General features: G+C 40.0%; 15 protein-coding genes. 5 read left to right on the top strand and 10 right to left on the bottom strand.

Translation table 11 applies throughout. The features are described 5' to 3' along the window. Window positions 1-43: 43 nt before the first annotated feature. Window positions 44-289 carry an AbrB/MazE/SpoVT family DNA-binding domain-containing protein gene (locus tag UYC_RS0134245; protein WP_016876102.1) on the top strand — a complete coding sequence of 82 codons (246 nt, stop codon included), beginning with the start codon at window positions 44-46 and terminating at the stop codon, window positions 287-289. After that, window positions 276-665: a PIN domain-containing protein gene (locus UYC_RS0134250; protein ID WP_026087556.1), complete on the top strand. Its 390-nt coding sequence runs from the start codon at window positions 276-278 to the stop codon at window positions 663-665. Before UYC_RS0134245 ends, UYC_RS0134250 begins: the two co-directional genes overlap by 14 nt. On the opposite strand, the gene UYC_RS0134255 is transcribed toward UYC_RS0134250, so the two are convergent. Together UYC_RS0134255 and UYC_RS0134260 are read right to left on the bottom strand one after the other, a co-directional pair. Beyond that, window positions 666-2483 carry an ABC transporter ATP-binding protein gene (locus UYC_RS0134255; protein ID WP_016876104.1) on the bottom strand — a complete coding sequence of 606 codons (1818 nt, stop codon included), beginning with the start codon at window positions 2481-2483 and terminating at the stop codon, window positions 666-668. It lies immediately after the preceding gene. A gap of 176 nt (window positions 2484-2659) precedes the next feature. Further along, window positions 2660-3394: a class I SAM-dependent methyltransferase gene (locus tag UYC_RS0134260; RefSeq protein WP_016876105.1), complete on the bottom strand. Its 735-nt coding sequence runs from the start codon at window positions 3392-3394 to the stop codon at window positions 2660-2662. Between the two features lie 658 nt (window positions 3395-4052). On the opposite strand from UYC_RS0134260, the gene UYC_RS0134265 reads away from it, so the two are divergent. Then, the gene (locus UYC_RS0134265) at window positions 4053-4568 is read left to right on the top strand and encodes a TPM domain-containing protein (RefSeq protein WP_016876106.1); all 516 of its coding nucleotides are present in this window, start codon (window positions 4053-4055) and stop codon (window positions 4566-4568) included. A gap of 53 nt (window positions 4569-4621) precedes the next feature. Here the strand turns inward: UYC_RS0134265 and UYC_RS0134270 are convergent, their stop codons facing one another. The 3 genes from UYC_RS0134270 to UYC_RS0134280 all read right to left on the bottom strand — a co-directional run bounded on the left by UYC_RS0134270 (window position 4622) and on the right by UYC_RS0134280 (window position 5934). Next, window positions 4622-4879 (bottom strand): hypothetical protein, encoded by a 258-nt coding sequence (locus tag UYC_RS0134270; protein ID WP_016876107.1) that lies wholly within the window; start codon window positions 4877-4879, stop codon window positions 4622-4624. A gap of 284 nt (window positions 4880-5163) precedes the next feature. Then, window positions 5164-5433 carry an RNA recognition motif domain-containing protein gene (locus UYC_RS0134275; protein WP_016876108.1) on the bottom strand — a complete coding sequence of 90 codons (270 nt, stop codon included), beginning with the start codon at window positions 5431-5433 and terminating at the stop codon, window positions 5164-5166. 243 nt (window positions 5434-5676) lie between these two features. Continuing rightward, complete coding sequence (locus tag UYC_RS0134280) at window positions 5677-5934, bottom strand: hypothetical protein (protein ID WP_016876110.1); 258 nt, start codon at window positions 5932-5934, stop codon at window positions 5677-5679. Window positions 5935-5962: 28 nt separating this feature from the next. On the opposite strand from UYC_RS0134280, the gene UYC_RS0134285 reads away from it, so the two are divergent. Both UYC_RS0134285 and UYC_RS0134290 read left to right on the top strand, forming a co-directional pair. Next, window positions 5963-7096, top strand: coding sequence for a TPM domain-containing protein (locus tag UYC_RS0134285; protein WP_016876111.1), 1134 nt, complete (start codon window positions 5963-5965; stop codon window positions 7094-7096). An 8-nt stretch (window positions 7097-7104) separates the two neighbouring features. Further along, entirely contained in the window at window positions 7105-7878 is a 774-nt protein-coding gene (locus UYC_RS0134290) for a LemA family protein (protein ID WP_016876112.1), read from the top strand. A gap of 1 nt (window position 7879) precedes the next feature. On the opposite strand, the gene UYC_RS0134295 is transcribed toward UYC_RS0134290, so the two are convergent. The 5 genes from UYC_RS0134295 to UYC_RS0134315 form a co-directional block, all read right to left on the bottom strand. Next, window positions 7880-9421: a DUF1802 family protein gene (locus tag UYC_RS0134295; RefSeq protein WP_392407637.1), complete on the bottom strand. Its 1542-nt coding sequence runs from the start codon at window positions 9419-9421 to the stop codon at window positions 7880-7882. A gap of 1 nt (window position 9422) precedes the next feature. Then, a complete protein-coding gene (locus UYC_RS0134300; RefSeq protein WP_016876114.1) occupies window positions 9423-11318 on the bottom strand; it encodes a hypothetical protein in 1896 nt (631 codons plus the stop codon). Between the two features lie 34 nt (window positions 11319-11352). Beyond that, on the bottom strand, window positions 11353-12030 hold the full coding sequence (locus UYC_RS0134305) for a hypothetical protein (RefSeq protein ID WP_026087558.1): 678 nt from the start codon (window positions 12028-12030) through the stop codon (window positions 11353-11355). Between the two features lie 371 nt (window positions 12031-12401). Next, on the bottom strand, window positions 12402-13076 hold the full coding sequence (locus UYC_RS0134310; protein WP_016876116.1) for a DUF8173 domain-containing protein: 675 nt from the start codon (window positions 13074-13076) through the stop codon (window positions 12402-12404). Between the two features lie 302 nt (window positions 13077-13378). Continuing rightward, the gene (locus UYC_RS0134315) at window positions 13379-13912 is read right to left on the bottom strand and encodes a hypothetical protein (protein ID WP_016876117.1); all 534 of its coding nucleotides are present in this window, start codon (window positions 13910-13912) and stop codon (window positions 13379-13381) included. Window positions 13913-13959 lie beyond the last annotated feature (47 nt).

The raw sequence follows: 13959 nt of genomic DNA on the forward strand, positions 1-13959 counted from the left end.
GACGTTATACTCAGGTAAGGAAATTATGTAAGGAATGTGAGTAATGGCTAGTGCTACCATCACCACAAAAGGACAAGTAACTATTCCAAAAGAAATTAGAGACTATCTCCATCTTGACGCAGGTAGCAAGGTTGATTTTGTTATTGATGAAGATGGGACAGTGAAACTTATTCCACTGAATGTCCCTCTGAAAAGTTTATCTGGAATCTTGCATCGTCCGGGTATGACTGCCGCAACATTAGAGGAAATAGAAGAAGCTATCAGAGACGGTGCAAGTGATTGGAGTTGATACAAACATTTTAGTTCGCTACCTGACAAAAGATGATGAAAAGCAGTGGCAACAAGCGAGTGAGATTATTGAAGCAGGAGAGCAATGTTTTGTTGCTAATATAGTCCTTTGTGAATTAGTCTGGGTTTTGCGAGGAAAACCTTATCACTTTAGCAGGGGAGAAATTAGCAATACTCTAGAAATGATGCTGCAATGTTCAAGTTTTGAATTTGAAAATCAGTCTTTAGTCTATCAAGCATTGCAGCGGTTTAAGCAGGGAAATGCGGATTTCTCAGACTATTTAATCGGTGCGATCGCTCAACAATCTGGATGTACGACAATAGCAACATTTGATCGGAAATTAAAAGGTGAGAAGGGGTTTGATTTGCTGGAGTAATTACTGATACCCCGCCGCTTGCAAATAAAATAACCTCGCATATCTGCCTTTCGCCTGCAACAACTCCTCATGAGTTCCCTCTTCTACAACTTCCCCGGCTTCAATCACCAGAATTTTGTCAGCCATTCGCACAGTAGAAAAACGGTGAGAAATTAAAATCACCATCTGATTTTTCGTTAAAGTGCGAAAGTGATTGAAAATTTCATATTCAGCTTGAGCATCCATCGCTGATGTTGGTTCATCTAAAACCAAGATATCTGCGTTAGCCCGCATAAAAGCACGAGCAAGGGCAATTTTCTGCCATTGTCCTCCCGAAAGTTCTTGCCCGCCCTTGAACCATTTACCTAACTGAGTACTAAAACCTGCGGGCAATTTTTCAATAAAAGGTTGTGCCATACCCTTTTCGGCAGCAATTTCCCAAAGTTCCTTATCTTCGATGCGTTCCACATCACCCACACCGATATTCTCTCCTACCGTAAATTGGTAACGAACAAAGTTCTGAAAAATTACGCCGATGCGACGTCGCAATACATCCACATCCCATTCTTGTAAATCCAAACCCTCAAGGCGGATGCGTCCGGAATCAGGATTGTATAGTCTAGTTAAGAGTTTAATTAAAGTAGTCTTACCAGAACCGTTTTCACCAACAATGGCTAATTTATCTCCTGGTTTGAGGTGGAAAGAAATATTTTTCAAGGCTGGTTGCAAACTTCCTGGATAAGTAAATGTAACGTTCTCAAAGCGAATGCCATCTTTAGAATTGATGCCTTTGGTTGCTTTCCCCTGTGGTTTTGGTACTTCCTCTTCTAGAAATTCATAAAGGTTGGAAAGATAAAGATTGTCCTCATACATTCCCCCAATGGAAGTCAGCATACCGGAAAAGGTAGTTTGCCCTTGGCGGAAGACAGTGAGATACATCGTCATATCTCCTAAAGAAATTCTCCCCGCCACAGTTTCTATCACAATCCAAGCGTATGCTACGTAAAAAGCGGCAGTACTCAACAAACTTAGCAAATATCCCCACTGCCCCCGCCGGATTGTTAAGTTGCGGTCTTCGTCATAAAGTTGATAGAAGATGTCGCGGTAACGTTCCAGCAACATTTCACCGAGTTGGTAGAGTTTCACTTCTTTGGCGAAGTCTTCTCTGGCAATCAACGTTTCTAAATAGTGCTGCTGACGGGTTTCCGGCGCACGCCAGCGAAATAAGCGAAAAGCTTCCCCCGCAAATTTGGTTTCCGCAACAAATGCGGGCATTGCTGCCAAAATTAATACCACTACTGCCCAAATCGAAAATTGCACCAACAAAGCTCCGTAAGTAAGAAGCGAAAGGGCACTTTGTACCAAACCAAAGGTGCGGTTTACTAGCGAGAGGGGACGAATGGAAGCTTCTCGTCGGGCATTGGTCATTTTATCGTAAAATTCTGAGTCTTCAAACTGCGTAAGTTCTAGACTCATTGCCTTTTGTAAGATTAGTTCATTCACCCGTTGTCCTAGTAACACCCGTAACAGCGACTGACAAACTGTTAATCCTCTTTGGCTACCAGTGAGTAAGGCGACAGCAGTGGCTTCTAATCCCACATATAGCAAGGGACGATAGCTATCAACTTGATTTTGGGAAGCTAGAATTACTGCATCGACAATTAATTTACCAATGTAGGCTACAGCTGCTGGTAAAAGACCAGCTACTAAAGTTAAAATCGCAAGATTAATAGTTAGGGCACGGCTAGTAGTCCAAACTAAAGCGATCGCTCGCCCACTATAGCGGAATACCGCAAGAGATTGACGCAGGGCGTTACGTTTTTGACGACGATTCCTCATTACTATTTGTATAACGTAAATCACCCTTAATTGCCGAACCGTAGGGTGGGCATTGCCCGTAACGTCAAAATAAGATTTTGAGCCAAATCTAAGCAATGCCCACCTGACAAAAATCTGTTCTCTGAGTAGAGACGCGATGTGTCGCGTCTCTACACCAAAATTTGTGTGGCAGAAAATCACCGACATTCAATAGCAAGGATAGGTGCATATTCCAGAAAATCCTGCCAAAACTCTTGCCCAAATTCCTCTACCCCTTCAGGAGAAACTTTCGGTTTTTGCCAGCGAACCTCTTTGAAACCTGCACTTCGGAATGCCCATTCATGGATGGCTGTGCTGAGGTAATAGTTATCAAAGCTGAATTTCTGCTCATCAGCATAAACTGTGTATTTTATGGGCGTACCTTCCTGAAGTAATTCGTCTATGCTTTTGATAAATCCATACTTTTCCGTGAAGAGATAGGATGCAGGTGGTTGTTCGCCATTATTGTTAATAGTTACAAAACGTCCCCCCGGCTTCAAGTTGGTAAATATGTTCTGGCAAACTTTGAGCAGTTGTTCTTTTGTTTGGCAATAATTCAGTAGATAGGAAGCTACCACCAAATCAAAGCTACCAATCTTACCAAGTTCAAGTACATTACCAAGTATATATTCAATGTCTTGCGGTTCTCTGGCTTCTTCCTGTATTGCCAGTTCAAGCATTTTTTCAGAAATTTCTACCCCTACTACCCGTGCAGCACCGTTTCGTTTGAATTGTCTAGTGTAGAATCCTTCTCCGCAAGCCAAGTCTAGGACTGTCTTTTCAGTCAAATCACCAAGTAAATTAAAATATGTATATGCCTCAATATGTAGGCGAAACGGCAATTCTTTGGATTTTTTATACTGCTGGGCTATGGAGTCATAATAGGCTACCATATTTTACTCCGCTTACATTACGCCTAAACTTATTAGACAATTAGCTTACACCTAGAGTGGAGCGATCGCATTTGAAGTTAGAAGACAGAAGCCAGGAGCCAGAATAAATTCTGACTTCTTCTTCAATTCATTAAATTTGTTCAAAAATAATTATTTTACTTACTATTTATCTCTAAAAATTAGATAATAGAATTAGAGGGATATTGAAACAGCCTCTGTGATTCTTTAGTCAAATAATTAAGGAATTATTTAGTAGATAAAAAGCTTTCAGAGATAACTGTAATGTAGGCACTGCTCCAACGTAAAAAAAGGGTTTAAGAAAAATTAGACACTGCCCACCCTACAAAAATTGCTTTGTGTTCTTTGTGTTCTTTGTGGTTTGTTTTTCCTTACTGCTGCCTAAGTCCTAAAACTGGAAAGTAGGCACTGCCCCAACGTAAAAAAGGGTTTAAGGAAAATTAGACAGTGCCCACCCTACAAAAATTGCTTTGTGTTCTTTGTGTTCTTTGTGGTTTGTTTTTCCTTACTGCTGCCTAAGTCCTAAAACTGGAAAGTAGGCACTGCTCCAACGTAAAAAAGGGTTTAAGGAAAATTAGACAGTGCCCACCCTACAAAGCTTAAACACACTCCAGAAATTTGACTGCTGGAGGTGAAAACAATGAAATTTAATTTCCTAAAATCAAAACGTATTTTTTTGGTAAGTTTATTTGCCTCTGTTATATTTATTTCTCCCCTTTCTAGCTTGGCTGTGACTGTTCAAGAAGTTCCGAACCCGCGCAATGAGTATGGTGGTTGGGTAACTGATATGGCAGATATCCTTAGCGATAAAACAGAAACCCAAATCAACCAGATAATATCTCAGTTAGAAGCCAAAAATGGCACGGAAATGGCAGTGGTGACTGTGCCAGAAACTGCCCCTGCTGCATCCCCAAAAAAATTTGCAACTGAGTTATTCAATTATTGGGGAATTGGCAAAAAAGGACAAGATAACGGCATCTTATTCTTGATTTCAGTAGGCGATCGCCGCGTAGAGATTGAGACTGGTTATGGTGTAGAAGCAATTTTGCCAGATGCAAAAGTAGGTAACATTATCAATACCCAAATTATTCCCCGCTTCAAACAAAAAGATTTTGAAGGCGGCACCCTGGCGGGAAAAACTATTGAACCTCAGTAGCGTTGAAAGAAACCTATCCTGTCAACTTTTTGGCTTGCAATTAAGTTTAGAGTTCAGTTCTGAGCGTGAACTTTCAATTGGTATTTAGAGGTTGCAGGTTTAACTAAAGATAGCGGTGGCAATTTAGCGGCTGTTTGCAGTAATTTCCACAATTCTTCTTTCCACTTCAGGTTTAAAATCTCTGGATTTTTCATTCCCAAAGCTTTCAAGCATTTAATTATGTCTTTTTTGCTTAATGAATTTGGCTCTAGTTCTGAAGCTACAAAACGAGCAAAGTTGGGTGAGACAACTGTAGGAATTTCACGATTCATATAAACCTCACGGGAATATGCAACCCGTTAAATAAAGTACAACTTGTTATGAATGGGGATTATATAAGAGGCGATCGCTCGAAAAAACATTTAAATTCTTAGGTAAATCCATAACCCCCTCATACACTAATTGTGTATTAAGCATTGGAGTCACCCAAAGTTGTGAATTGCTCTGAAGCTGTCAGTTCTTTACAGTACGATTATAAGAGTGAGATTTTTTCAGTAGGAGGAAAGCGTGGCACACACTCAACAGAATATTAAGTGCTGCCAACGCTATAGGCACATTAAAAACGGCATGACGAATCTTTGTCTACTCTGGTAATAGCTTTATTAACTTTGAGGCTACGCCCCATCCATTCAATACCTAACAGCCCTTCAATTGCTGCTGCTTCTTCAGCATCTGTTCCCATTTCTACAAAAGCGAATCCTCTCTTTTCACCAGTTTCCCGGTTCACAGGTACTCGCACTCTTTTAACCGATCCATATTCTGAAAACACCTGTTTGAGGTCAGCTTCTTCAACTTGATTGGATATATTACCGACATAGATTGACATAAAACATCTCCCAAATCCAATTAGGATGTAGAGATTTAGATTCGGAAGGTGTTTGCAAGGTCAATCACATAGCCGAAAATAATTCTCGATAGCCTAACCTTAACACAGAAATTTTAATAAAGCTTGTTAGATTCTAAATCAACTCACCTTCACAAGTATGCATCGTTAATAAGTTATGCTTAAAAATGATTGTGGCTTGTAAAGGTGCTGGCAAAATTAAATTGGCATCGCGTACACATTGATTCACGAAATGGCAAAACACAACAGATTCAACACAATATCAAGCTTATATTGAAACAACCTTTGTGATTGAGTAGTCAAATATTGAGGATTGAAGTTGGCTGTGTTCATCAAGCAGTTCTCAGGAGACAAACCCACAAAACCAAGCCGATCGCACTCAAAATGCACTCCAGAAAGTAATCGGCTGGAGGCTAAAGTAATGAAATGTAATGTACTAAAACCAAAACGCTTTTTTTTGGTAAGTTTATTTTCCTCTGCCATATTTTTTTCTCCCCTTTCTAGTCTGGCTGTGTCTGTTCAAGAAGTTCCCAATCCCCGGCAGCAAGACGGCGGTTGGGTAAGTGATATGGCAGGTATCCTCAGCCAACAGACAGAAGCCCAGATCAACCAGATAATATCTCAGTTGGAAGCAAAAAACGGCACGGAAATAGCCGTGGTAACTGTGCCACAAACAACTCCTAGTGCTTCTGTCAAAAAATTTGCCACCGAATTGTTTAATGATTGGAGAATTGGCAAAAAAGGACAAGATAACGGCGTCTTACTCTTGATTTCAGTGGGCGATCGCCGTGTCGAAATTGAGACTGGTTACGGTGTTGAAGCGATTTTGCCCGATGCGAAAGTGGGCAATATTATCGATACCCAAATCATTCCCCGCTTCAAAAAAGGAGACTTTGAAGGTGGTACGCTGGCAGGAACAAAAGCACTGGTACTTATTTTAGAGGGCGATCGCTCATCGTCTGCAAACCAACCAACAGATCCAAATCGTGAAAATAGCTCAACTAATGTAGATACAACGACAGATCCCCCTATTTTATGGGGATTTGTAGCTGGAGGTGGAATCTTAGTATTAGCGATCACAAGTGCGGCTTTTCTCAGACGACGCCCTCAAAAAATCTTGATTGCCCCCGAAGGGCGTAGTCGCAAACTCGACGGCAATTATACTTTTGTCTGTGCTAATTGCCAACAGCCGATGGAAAAAGTAGACGCAACCACACTCGAATCACATCTGAGCAAACCAGAAAAAATAGCACAAAAATTAGGTAGTGTCAGATTTGAGGGTTGGAGATGTCCTAATTGCAGCCATAAGCTAACTGGTAGTGGTTTCCACATTGTTGCTCAAGAGTCTCATTCATCTCGGTTCAAGAAATGTCCTCACTGCCAAGAATTAACTGTTACCCGCACCGAGCAGATTGTTAGACCAGCTACACAGTACAATTCTGGAAGACGACTAATTACTGATGAGTGTCATAGTTGTGCTTATCACCATCAAAAAGAAGAAATAATTCCTCGCCTGCCCCCGCCTCCTCCGCCTCCTCCTCCCAGTACCTGGGGCGGCTATAGTGGCGGTGGCTTTAGTGGGGGCGGTGGTGGTAGCTTTGGCGGTGGCAGTAGCGGTGGTGGTGGTGCTGGCGGTAGTTGGTAAGTAATGCTATGAATAATCCAGAAAAGAGAATTCCCGAAGATATTGCCCCAGAGGTGCTAGAGTTAGCCTCGCGCTACTATGCCGATCGCACCCAAAGTTACTCGCCTTCTGAATTGGTAGCCGCAGGAAAAGAAGTAGATATTCCTGCCGAGTTTATTGAGCAAGCCATCCGAGATGTGGAGGCAAGACACCGACAACAGCAAGAAAAACAACAACGGCTAGCGCATCTGCGTCAAAGATTGTTGATTATTGGTGCAGGGATAGTAACTGCATTAGCTGTTTGGATCGGTTGGACTTATAATTCCATCCAAAGCAGTAACTCCAGAGTTGAAGCAGCTTGGGCACAAGTAGAAAATCAACTCCAGCGCCGTGCTGATTTAATTCCCAACCTTGTGAATGTCACCCAAGCTTATGCCAAACAGGAAAAAGAATTAGTTTCTTTATTGGAGCGATCGCGTCAAGCTTATTTGCAAGCAGACACTCCCAATGAAAAAGCTGCCGCGACTATACAAATTAATCAAGCTATTGATCGCTTCCGCAATTATGCCGCTGCTAATCCCCAATTGCAATCTAGCCAATTGTTTATCAATCTTCAGTATGAGTTAACCGGTACTGAAAATCGCCTCGCCGTAGAGCGAATGCGCTATAACCAAGCAGTGCAAGTTTACAATCAAAAAATTCAAAGTTTTCCCAACTCGGTGGTAGCTAATACTTTTGGGTTTGAAAAGCAGGAATATTTTCAAGCTACAAATACTAATGTTCCCAAAGTTTTTAAGGAGTAAATTAGGAGATATTAGTTATTAGTAAATCACGGAGGAAATAAAAGCGATCGCTCTTCCAATCACTGCCTTTAATTCGTCCTAAGTAGCCTGTTAAGGGTGATGAAAGTTCAATGAGAATTTCGTGCATTTCTTCTATCTTGAGTGGTTGTGGTGGCTTTGATCCAAAATAAGCACCATGCAACGCATCAACTCCTGCTTTTTCTAAACCTGTGCTTTCCAAATAATTTTTCACAAGCTGGACAAGGTACGCTCGCAAAGCAATTTCTTTCTCTGTTTTCTGAATATATTCATCGAGTCTGTAATCAATTTGTCCAGATTCTAAATATTCTTTCAATTCAAATAAGTTTATAGCACCAGGATATTGTGCCTTCAATTTCACTAATTTTTGCAGAGTCATAGCATTAATAATACTAACTTCCCATTCTTTAGATGCTTTCAACGTATCAGAAGATGGATGACCAGGGCCAATTACTAACTTAGCTGAATTCAAGAATTGAACTTTACCTAAGTGCATACCACCTAGCTTTAGTAATTCTTCAACAGTACGACTAGGAATCAGTTTACCTGCTTTACACTCACAAACCAGAGGATAAGGTTGTGAACAAAATAAATCTAAACCTCCAGCACCGCCTTTGTAAGCCTCTTCAACTTTGAATCCTAAAAACTCCAGACTACGACGTGTGATGTTTTCAAAATCCGTACCAGCTTGATAATTGCTTTTTTTATCTTCTAACTCTATACTGCGATCGCCCAATTCTCCAATCTCATTTATCCAAGCTAAATCTGGATCTACTTTTAGAATAAGTGATTTATGACTCCAACCCAAAAATACTTTAATATCCTCTTCTAATTGTTTAGCAGCTGAATTAGTAATCGCAAGGGAAGCTAAAGCACTTTGCAATTCTTCTAATTCAGGATGGGGTGGAGGTTGTAAAGTTTCTAGTTGATGTTTGCGTTGAGCAAAGATGCGATCGCTTAAAAGTGGGTTTGCTTCTAAAACAGTTAAAGGCTGTGGTAAAGCAACAAACTGGCTATTTCTCGTTACTGAGACATCAACTGCTTTTGGCAACTGATAAATTCGTAGGTAAGCTAAAAAGATATTTTGTCTTTGTGCAAGTACTTCCTGTAAAGCTTCTTGTGTCCAAATCGTTAGCGATGATAAAGTAGTTAATGATTCAGCGTTGTTGATAATTTGGCATAATTCACACTTTGCCCAAGCTTGAATTGAAACTGTCTCAGAGGTTAACAGGGGAAGCTGTAACTGTTCTTTATCTGGTAACAAGCTTATTTGCTTGGGTTGTAGCAAAATACCTTGAGAATTTAAATTTGCGATCGCACTGCTAGCAATAGGCAAGAAACTTAAACGGTAGTATTGCTCAACTGAAAGTGGAATATTTAAAGAGTCTGTGGGATAAAGAGCAAATTGCTGCCCAGTGCGGATAAACATCTTGGGTAAAGCAGCAATTGTTCTTCCTTGTACTAATGCTTCAATATCAGGAGCAGGTAGACATAGTGCAGTTGAAATGGAAACCATCTGACTCATTTCAGGAAACCGTAGCTAGGTTTATGTCAATGTCATCAGTGGAATCAGAAAGACTTTGAGGAATTCTCATTGGCAAATCGTCATCAGTTAAATTATCAGGTTCTTGCCCACAAGGATCGCTCAAAATTTCTCTAATTAGAGCGTTATTAATTGCTAGTTTGTTTTGCTTGATAAAATCAAAGACTTCTTCTTTCGTGAGTTCATAACTCTCACAGTTATAAACAAAAGAAATAGCTAAGAGAGGTTTAATGTCTTGACTTTGCAACTTTACCCACTCTCCTCCTTTTTCTTGCAGAAGTTTTTTCAAACAGTCTTTTGCTACTGCTGCACCGGAATTTATTTGCTTTGAGCGTACTAAGCAACCGCGTGTAATATCAAACTTTTTATACTCAATTAAACGTTTTAAAGCAGCTCCTACATACCTACCGCCAGTTTGCTGTATGGTATCTACCCCTATTTTTACTTTTCCTTTATTACCAATTATTTTAAAATCTATATAGCCTTGATCTGCTGAACTAGCCTTAACTTCTTCAACAGCTTCAATGGAAACTTTTTCTACTGTTTCTCCAATTAAGCTATTGAATGCTAACCGAAGTGCTTTAGCAATTGCTACCTCATCGTCTAACAGTGCATCTATAGAAGCCTCTACATTTGCTAATTCTTGCTGAAAGTATGGCTCAACAGAATGTGTTTCTTTTTTAGAAGGTTTTCCAGATACATTGAGTTCAGACACAACAAAATTTTCAGCACACCACTTTAGAAGTGCTCTAATAGTAGGTTTACTTTTACCAAGTTCTCTAAGCTTATCTTCATTAAATGGGTATAGAGAATGTGTTGGAGTTTGTTGATTTTCTTCATAAAACTCTTTTAGCCATTGATTAACAACGGCAACAACATCATCAGAGTTTAAATATTTCAGTACAATTGGCTGTCTATCAGATTGTTCACTTACTAATCTATCAATCACTGCTTCAGCCTGTGGCAAACTCCTAATTTGGTAATTCCAAGTATCAGGATACATTGCTAACAATAAAACACCACGTTTGAGATTGTTATATAAATCTTTTGCTAAACTAGCAACAACCTGTGGTGCTGTAAAACCGTTATCAGCCATATCTACAATATCTAGTTCGTCAAAGCAAATAACCGGAATTCTATAGTCACTAGTTAATTCTAGAATTTGGCGAACAAATTTTAATGCTTCAGCTTCTCTATCTTCTGTTTTAGGATTTGGTAATCCCATGACTTCAGCTTGTGCTGGGGTTAGTTCCAATCCGGATAACCAGTAGTTTGCATAATTAGCGTGGACAGAAGATAGTGTCCATAAAATCGCTTTTACTAAGTAAGGATTTGTAATTTCCGGTTTTGCTTGTATAACAACTTCTGTTAATTTATCAACGATTTTTGTAGAATATCTACTTAACCAATTAGGGTATATACTACTAATATATTGCTGTGGAGTGTAGTTCCATTTACTAGTTTCATTAAGTAAAGCTGCCGCTATTTCTTGCCATTGCATTACATTTTGAATTCTGAATGCTCTGAGGCTGGCAGTGACAGTTTGCAAAAATTGGTAATGAATCTGATTTAAGTTGTCATACTTGCTCATGTATATAAATAAAGCACTATTTTCTGCCTGCAAGCGATGACGAATCCGACTAATAATATGGCTTTTTCCTAATCCTTTTTCGGCAGTAATTGTAATGCTGACAGTTTCACGCTGCCCTTTACGGACTTTCTCCACTGCATCAAACACAGCATTGGAGGCGTGACAATTAATTGAAGGCACATCAGGAAAACTTTTACCCCATATTTGTGCCGCTCTAACAACAATATGTCCAGCGAATGGATTTTTATTTCTAATTAATTCATCAATTGAACATCTGGTATCTGCCATATTTTTGCAACCTCAATGACTGAGAAGGAAAATTTTAGACTTTTAACAGTTTGGCGTAGCAGCGTAATCCATCGAGTTCTGTAGTTATGGAATCTTCAATTTTGTCTGGTGCGCTGTCTTCTACACTGCCGCCTTGCAGTTGCAAAATATCGTTAGCCTGCATTTCCAGTAACCATTTCTTGAAATCGGAACGACTAACACGATCGCCTATTTCCCGACGAATTCGATATATCGGCACTAAATGATTCAGGTTGTAGTCACTGTTTAATCTGTCATAGACTCTCAATGTGACTTTCTCAAAATCCTGATAAGATTTCACGGTACTTTTTACACCGTTAACCGATGTAGCTGCACTAACTACCGTGCCATTTACCTGACTAATCCACTTCAACAACGCATTAGCCGCCCAAGTTCCTACAATAGTCCCTTCAAACTTAAAATCAGAACTTTTTAAGCCTTCACCCAATACATCCAAACCCTTAGGAGATACAAGAGAATACCCTTTTTTAGAGACAGCGATCGCTCCTTTTTTCTCCAAGTTCTCAAAGATGCCTTGATAATCTGCTGCCTTCTTGCCCTTTTGTACAACTCGCTTAGTAAGTTCGCCTTTCTTAATTTCCTGCTTTGTTCCCCCCAAATCCCATAGAGCTAACAGAAGACGAGTTTGAGTTTGGGCTTCTCTAGCCTTTACACTAGTATTTTTTGATGCCATATTTAGTAATCCAGTAGAAAAAATCAAGGCTTTGCAACCCACCTATGCGGGTTTTGTCTGTATAGCCCCAGATTTCCATAGGGCTATCAGACGTAATCTGTATATTTCTCAGTACTAGTATAATTTTTTAAAGACTTAATAACTGGCGTAAAAATACTGAAAGAATCTCAAGAAAATCTTTTGAGATTCCACAAAATTAAATATATTTATGCTTGTATTAATAGAAGAATAATTTTTAAGGTGTGCTTATTTTAACAAGTTGTCATACCCATAATGCGATCGCCTAATAATCCCAATAGCTTACCAAGTTCAATAACTCCTCACATTCAAGGGATTGGTATAGGAAATAATCAATTAGTTTTCTACTGCCCTTAGTTACCAACTTGATCGTGAGTTTGTCCGACGATTGGCGGTTGCACTTTCCCCAATAGCCATAACAGAATAGCACCAAAACCAAAGATAGCAACAGCGAAAAAGAATAGTCCTCCGACGATGGGAATCAGACCAATTAACCCTAAAATTAGGATGCCGACGAGAAATTGTTGCATAGGTAATCTACTAGGGGCTGTTAATATCTTTTTCCCAATCAGCAGACTCATACTAATCGCACTCAATAACCCAGCTACCATCACTATTAAATTAACTAATGGTATGAGCAGGTTTCCGAACAAACTTCCCACTAGTAAAACGGTTAGCAAAATCAGGGCAGCGATACTTCCCAATCCCCACAATCCACTTTTGAGTGGATACTGGTTAATGATTGCCGCAATCGATTGCAAGACATTGGGCAACAAAAGCATAAGCAAAATGCCAACAACTGCGATCGCTAACATCAAAAATAAATAGAAAATAATACTGGCAAAGAGGATACCAACAATTCCCCATCTTCTTAAGAAATCTACCCCCCTTCTACTACCCCTGAAGCCTGTGACAATATCACCACCAATCCTGGCTCCTTGGGCTTGAATGACTGCTCCACCAAATGCGACTGCATCCCCCTCTACACGCGCCCTCTCTCTGAGAACTACATCCCCACCAAAAGCCACAGCATCTCCTGTGACTCTTCCAGCTTGTTGAACTGTAACTGAACCTCCAAAAGCGATCGCATCTTTAACAACCTGTTGTTCCCTAATAGGCTATAAGAACTAAGCCCGCCTGCGCGGGCTAGATTCAGAGCATCTTAATAGATAAGGCATTGGCAGAAGAAGCGATCGCTAAAACTCAATTTGCAGCTACGTATCTAAAAAGGGGATTAGGTACTAAGATTTCTTCATTCCTAATACCTAGTCACCAGTACCCAGTACCCTTTTAATGTACGCAATTTATGAAGGCTACTTATATCCTCCAATCACGAGACAGCCGATGGATTAATAAAACGATTGGCAAATTTGAGAACATCGCCCAAATCTGTGTCGCCATCGCGATCACTATCTAGAAAAGTATTCAAAATCGGATTTGAGCCTTGAATGCCAGGTTTAGTAGCACCCATATTCAAAAAACCCAACATAGCCGAAGTTAAACTTGGCAAAGCAGCTTGAATCAGATTGGGACTTAATCCTGTTTTTTGAGAAACTGCTTGAACTATTTGTTGCTGTAACTGAGGTGAGAGCAAAGATTCTTGTCCGAATGTATTTATACCAGCATTGGCAGCTTGATTAATGAGATTCTGTAACTGACTGCCACCTAAAGCTGACTGCTGCTTTTGTAGTGTGGGACGAAGTATATTGCCTAACACTGACATTGCACTTTGCATTTGAGATGGCTGAATGCCTCGATTGGTTGCCAATTGCTGAATCGAGTTCATGATTGACTCTAGTTGATTAACGCTTCCCTGTTGATTGGGATTGTTAATTGCACTGAGAACATCAAAGAAAAGTCCCATGTTTAATCTCCTCACTTTAAAATTGATAATTGGGGATTGGGTATCGG

This window comes from Chlorogloeopsis fritschii PCC 6912 (genome assembly GCF_000317285.1).
Taxonomy (GTDB): domain Bacteria; phylum Cyanobacteriota; class Cyanobacteriia; order Cyanobacteriales; family Nostocaceae; genus Chlorogloeopsis; species Chlorogloeopsis fritschii.

Bases quoted from the DNA above. Each gene is read 5' to 3' on its own strand.
- UYC_RS0134245 (WP_016876102.1), top strand. From the start codon at position 44: ATGGCTAGTGCTACCATCACCACAAAAGGACAAGTAACTATTCCAAAA.
- UYC_RS0134255 (WP_016876104.1), bottom strand. From the start codon at position 2,483: ATGAGGAATCGTCGTCAAAAACGTAACGCCCTGCGTCAATCTCTTGCG.
- UYC_RS0134260 (WP_016876105.1), bottom strand. From the start codon at position 3,394: ATGGTAGCCTATTATGACTCCATAGCCCAGCAGTATAAAAAATCCAAA.
- UYC_RS0134265 (WP_016876106.1), top strand. From the start codon at position 4,053: ATGAAATTTAATTTCCTAAAATCAAAACGTATTTTTTTGGTAAGTTTA.
- UYC_RS0134270 (WP_016876107.1), bottom strand. From the start codon at position 4,879: ATGAATCGTGAAATTCCTACAGTTGTCTCACCCAACTTTGCTCGTTTT.
- UYC_RS0134275 (WP_016876108.1), bottom strand. From the start codon at position 5,433: ATGTCAATCTATGTCGGTAATATATCCAATCAAGTTGAAGAAGCTGAC.
- UYC_RS0134280 (WP_016876110.1), bottom strand. From the start codon at position 5,934: ATGGCAGAGGAAAATAAACTTACCAAAAAAAAGCGTTTTGGTTTTAGT.
- UYC_RS0134290 (WP_016876112.1), top strand. From the start codon at position 7,105: ATGAATAATCCAGAAAAGAGAATTCCCGAAGATATTGCCCCAGAGGTG.
- UYC_RS0134295 (WP_392407637.1), bottom strand. From the start codon at position 9,421: ATGAGTCAGATGGTTTCCATTTCAACTGCACTATGTCTACCTGCTCCT.
- UYC_RS0134300 (WP_016876114.1), bottom strand. From the start codon at position 11,318: ATGGCAGATACCAGATGTTCAATTGATGAATTAATTAGAAATAAAAAT.
- UYC_RS0134305 (WP_026087558.1), bottom strand. From the start codon at position 12,030: ATGGCATCAAAAAATACTAGTGTAAAGGCTAGAGAAGCCCAAACTCAA.
- UYC_RS0134315 (WP_016876117.1), bottom strand. From the start codon at position 13,912: ATGGGACTTTTCTTTGATGTTCTCAGTGCAATTAACAATCCCAATCAA.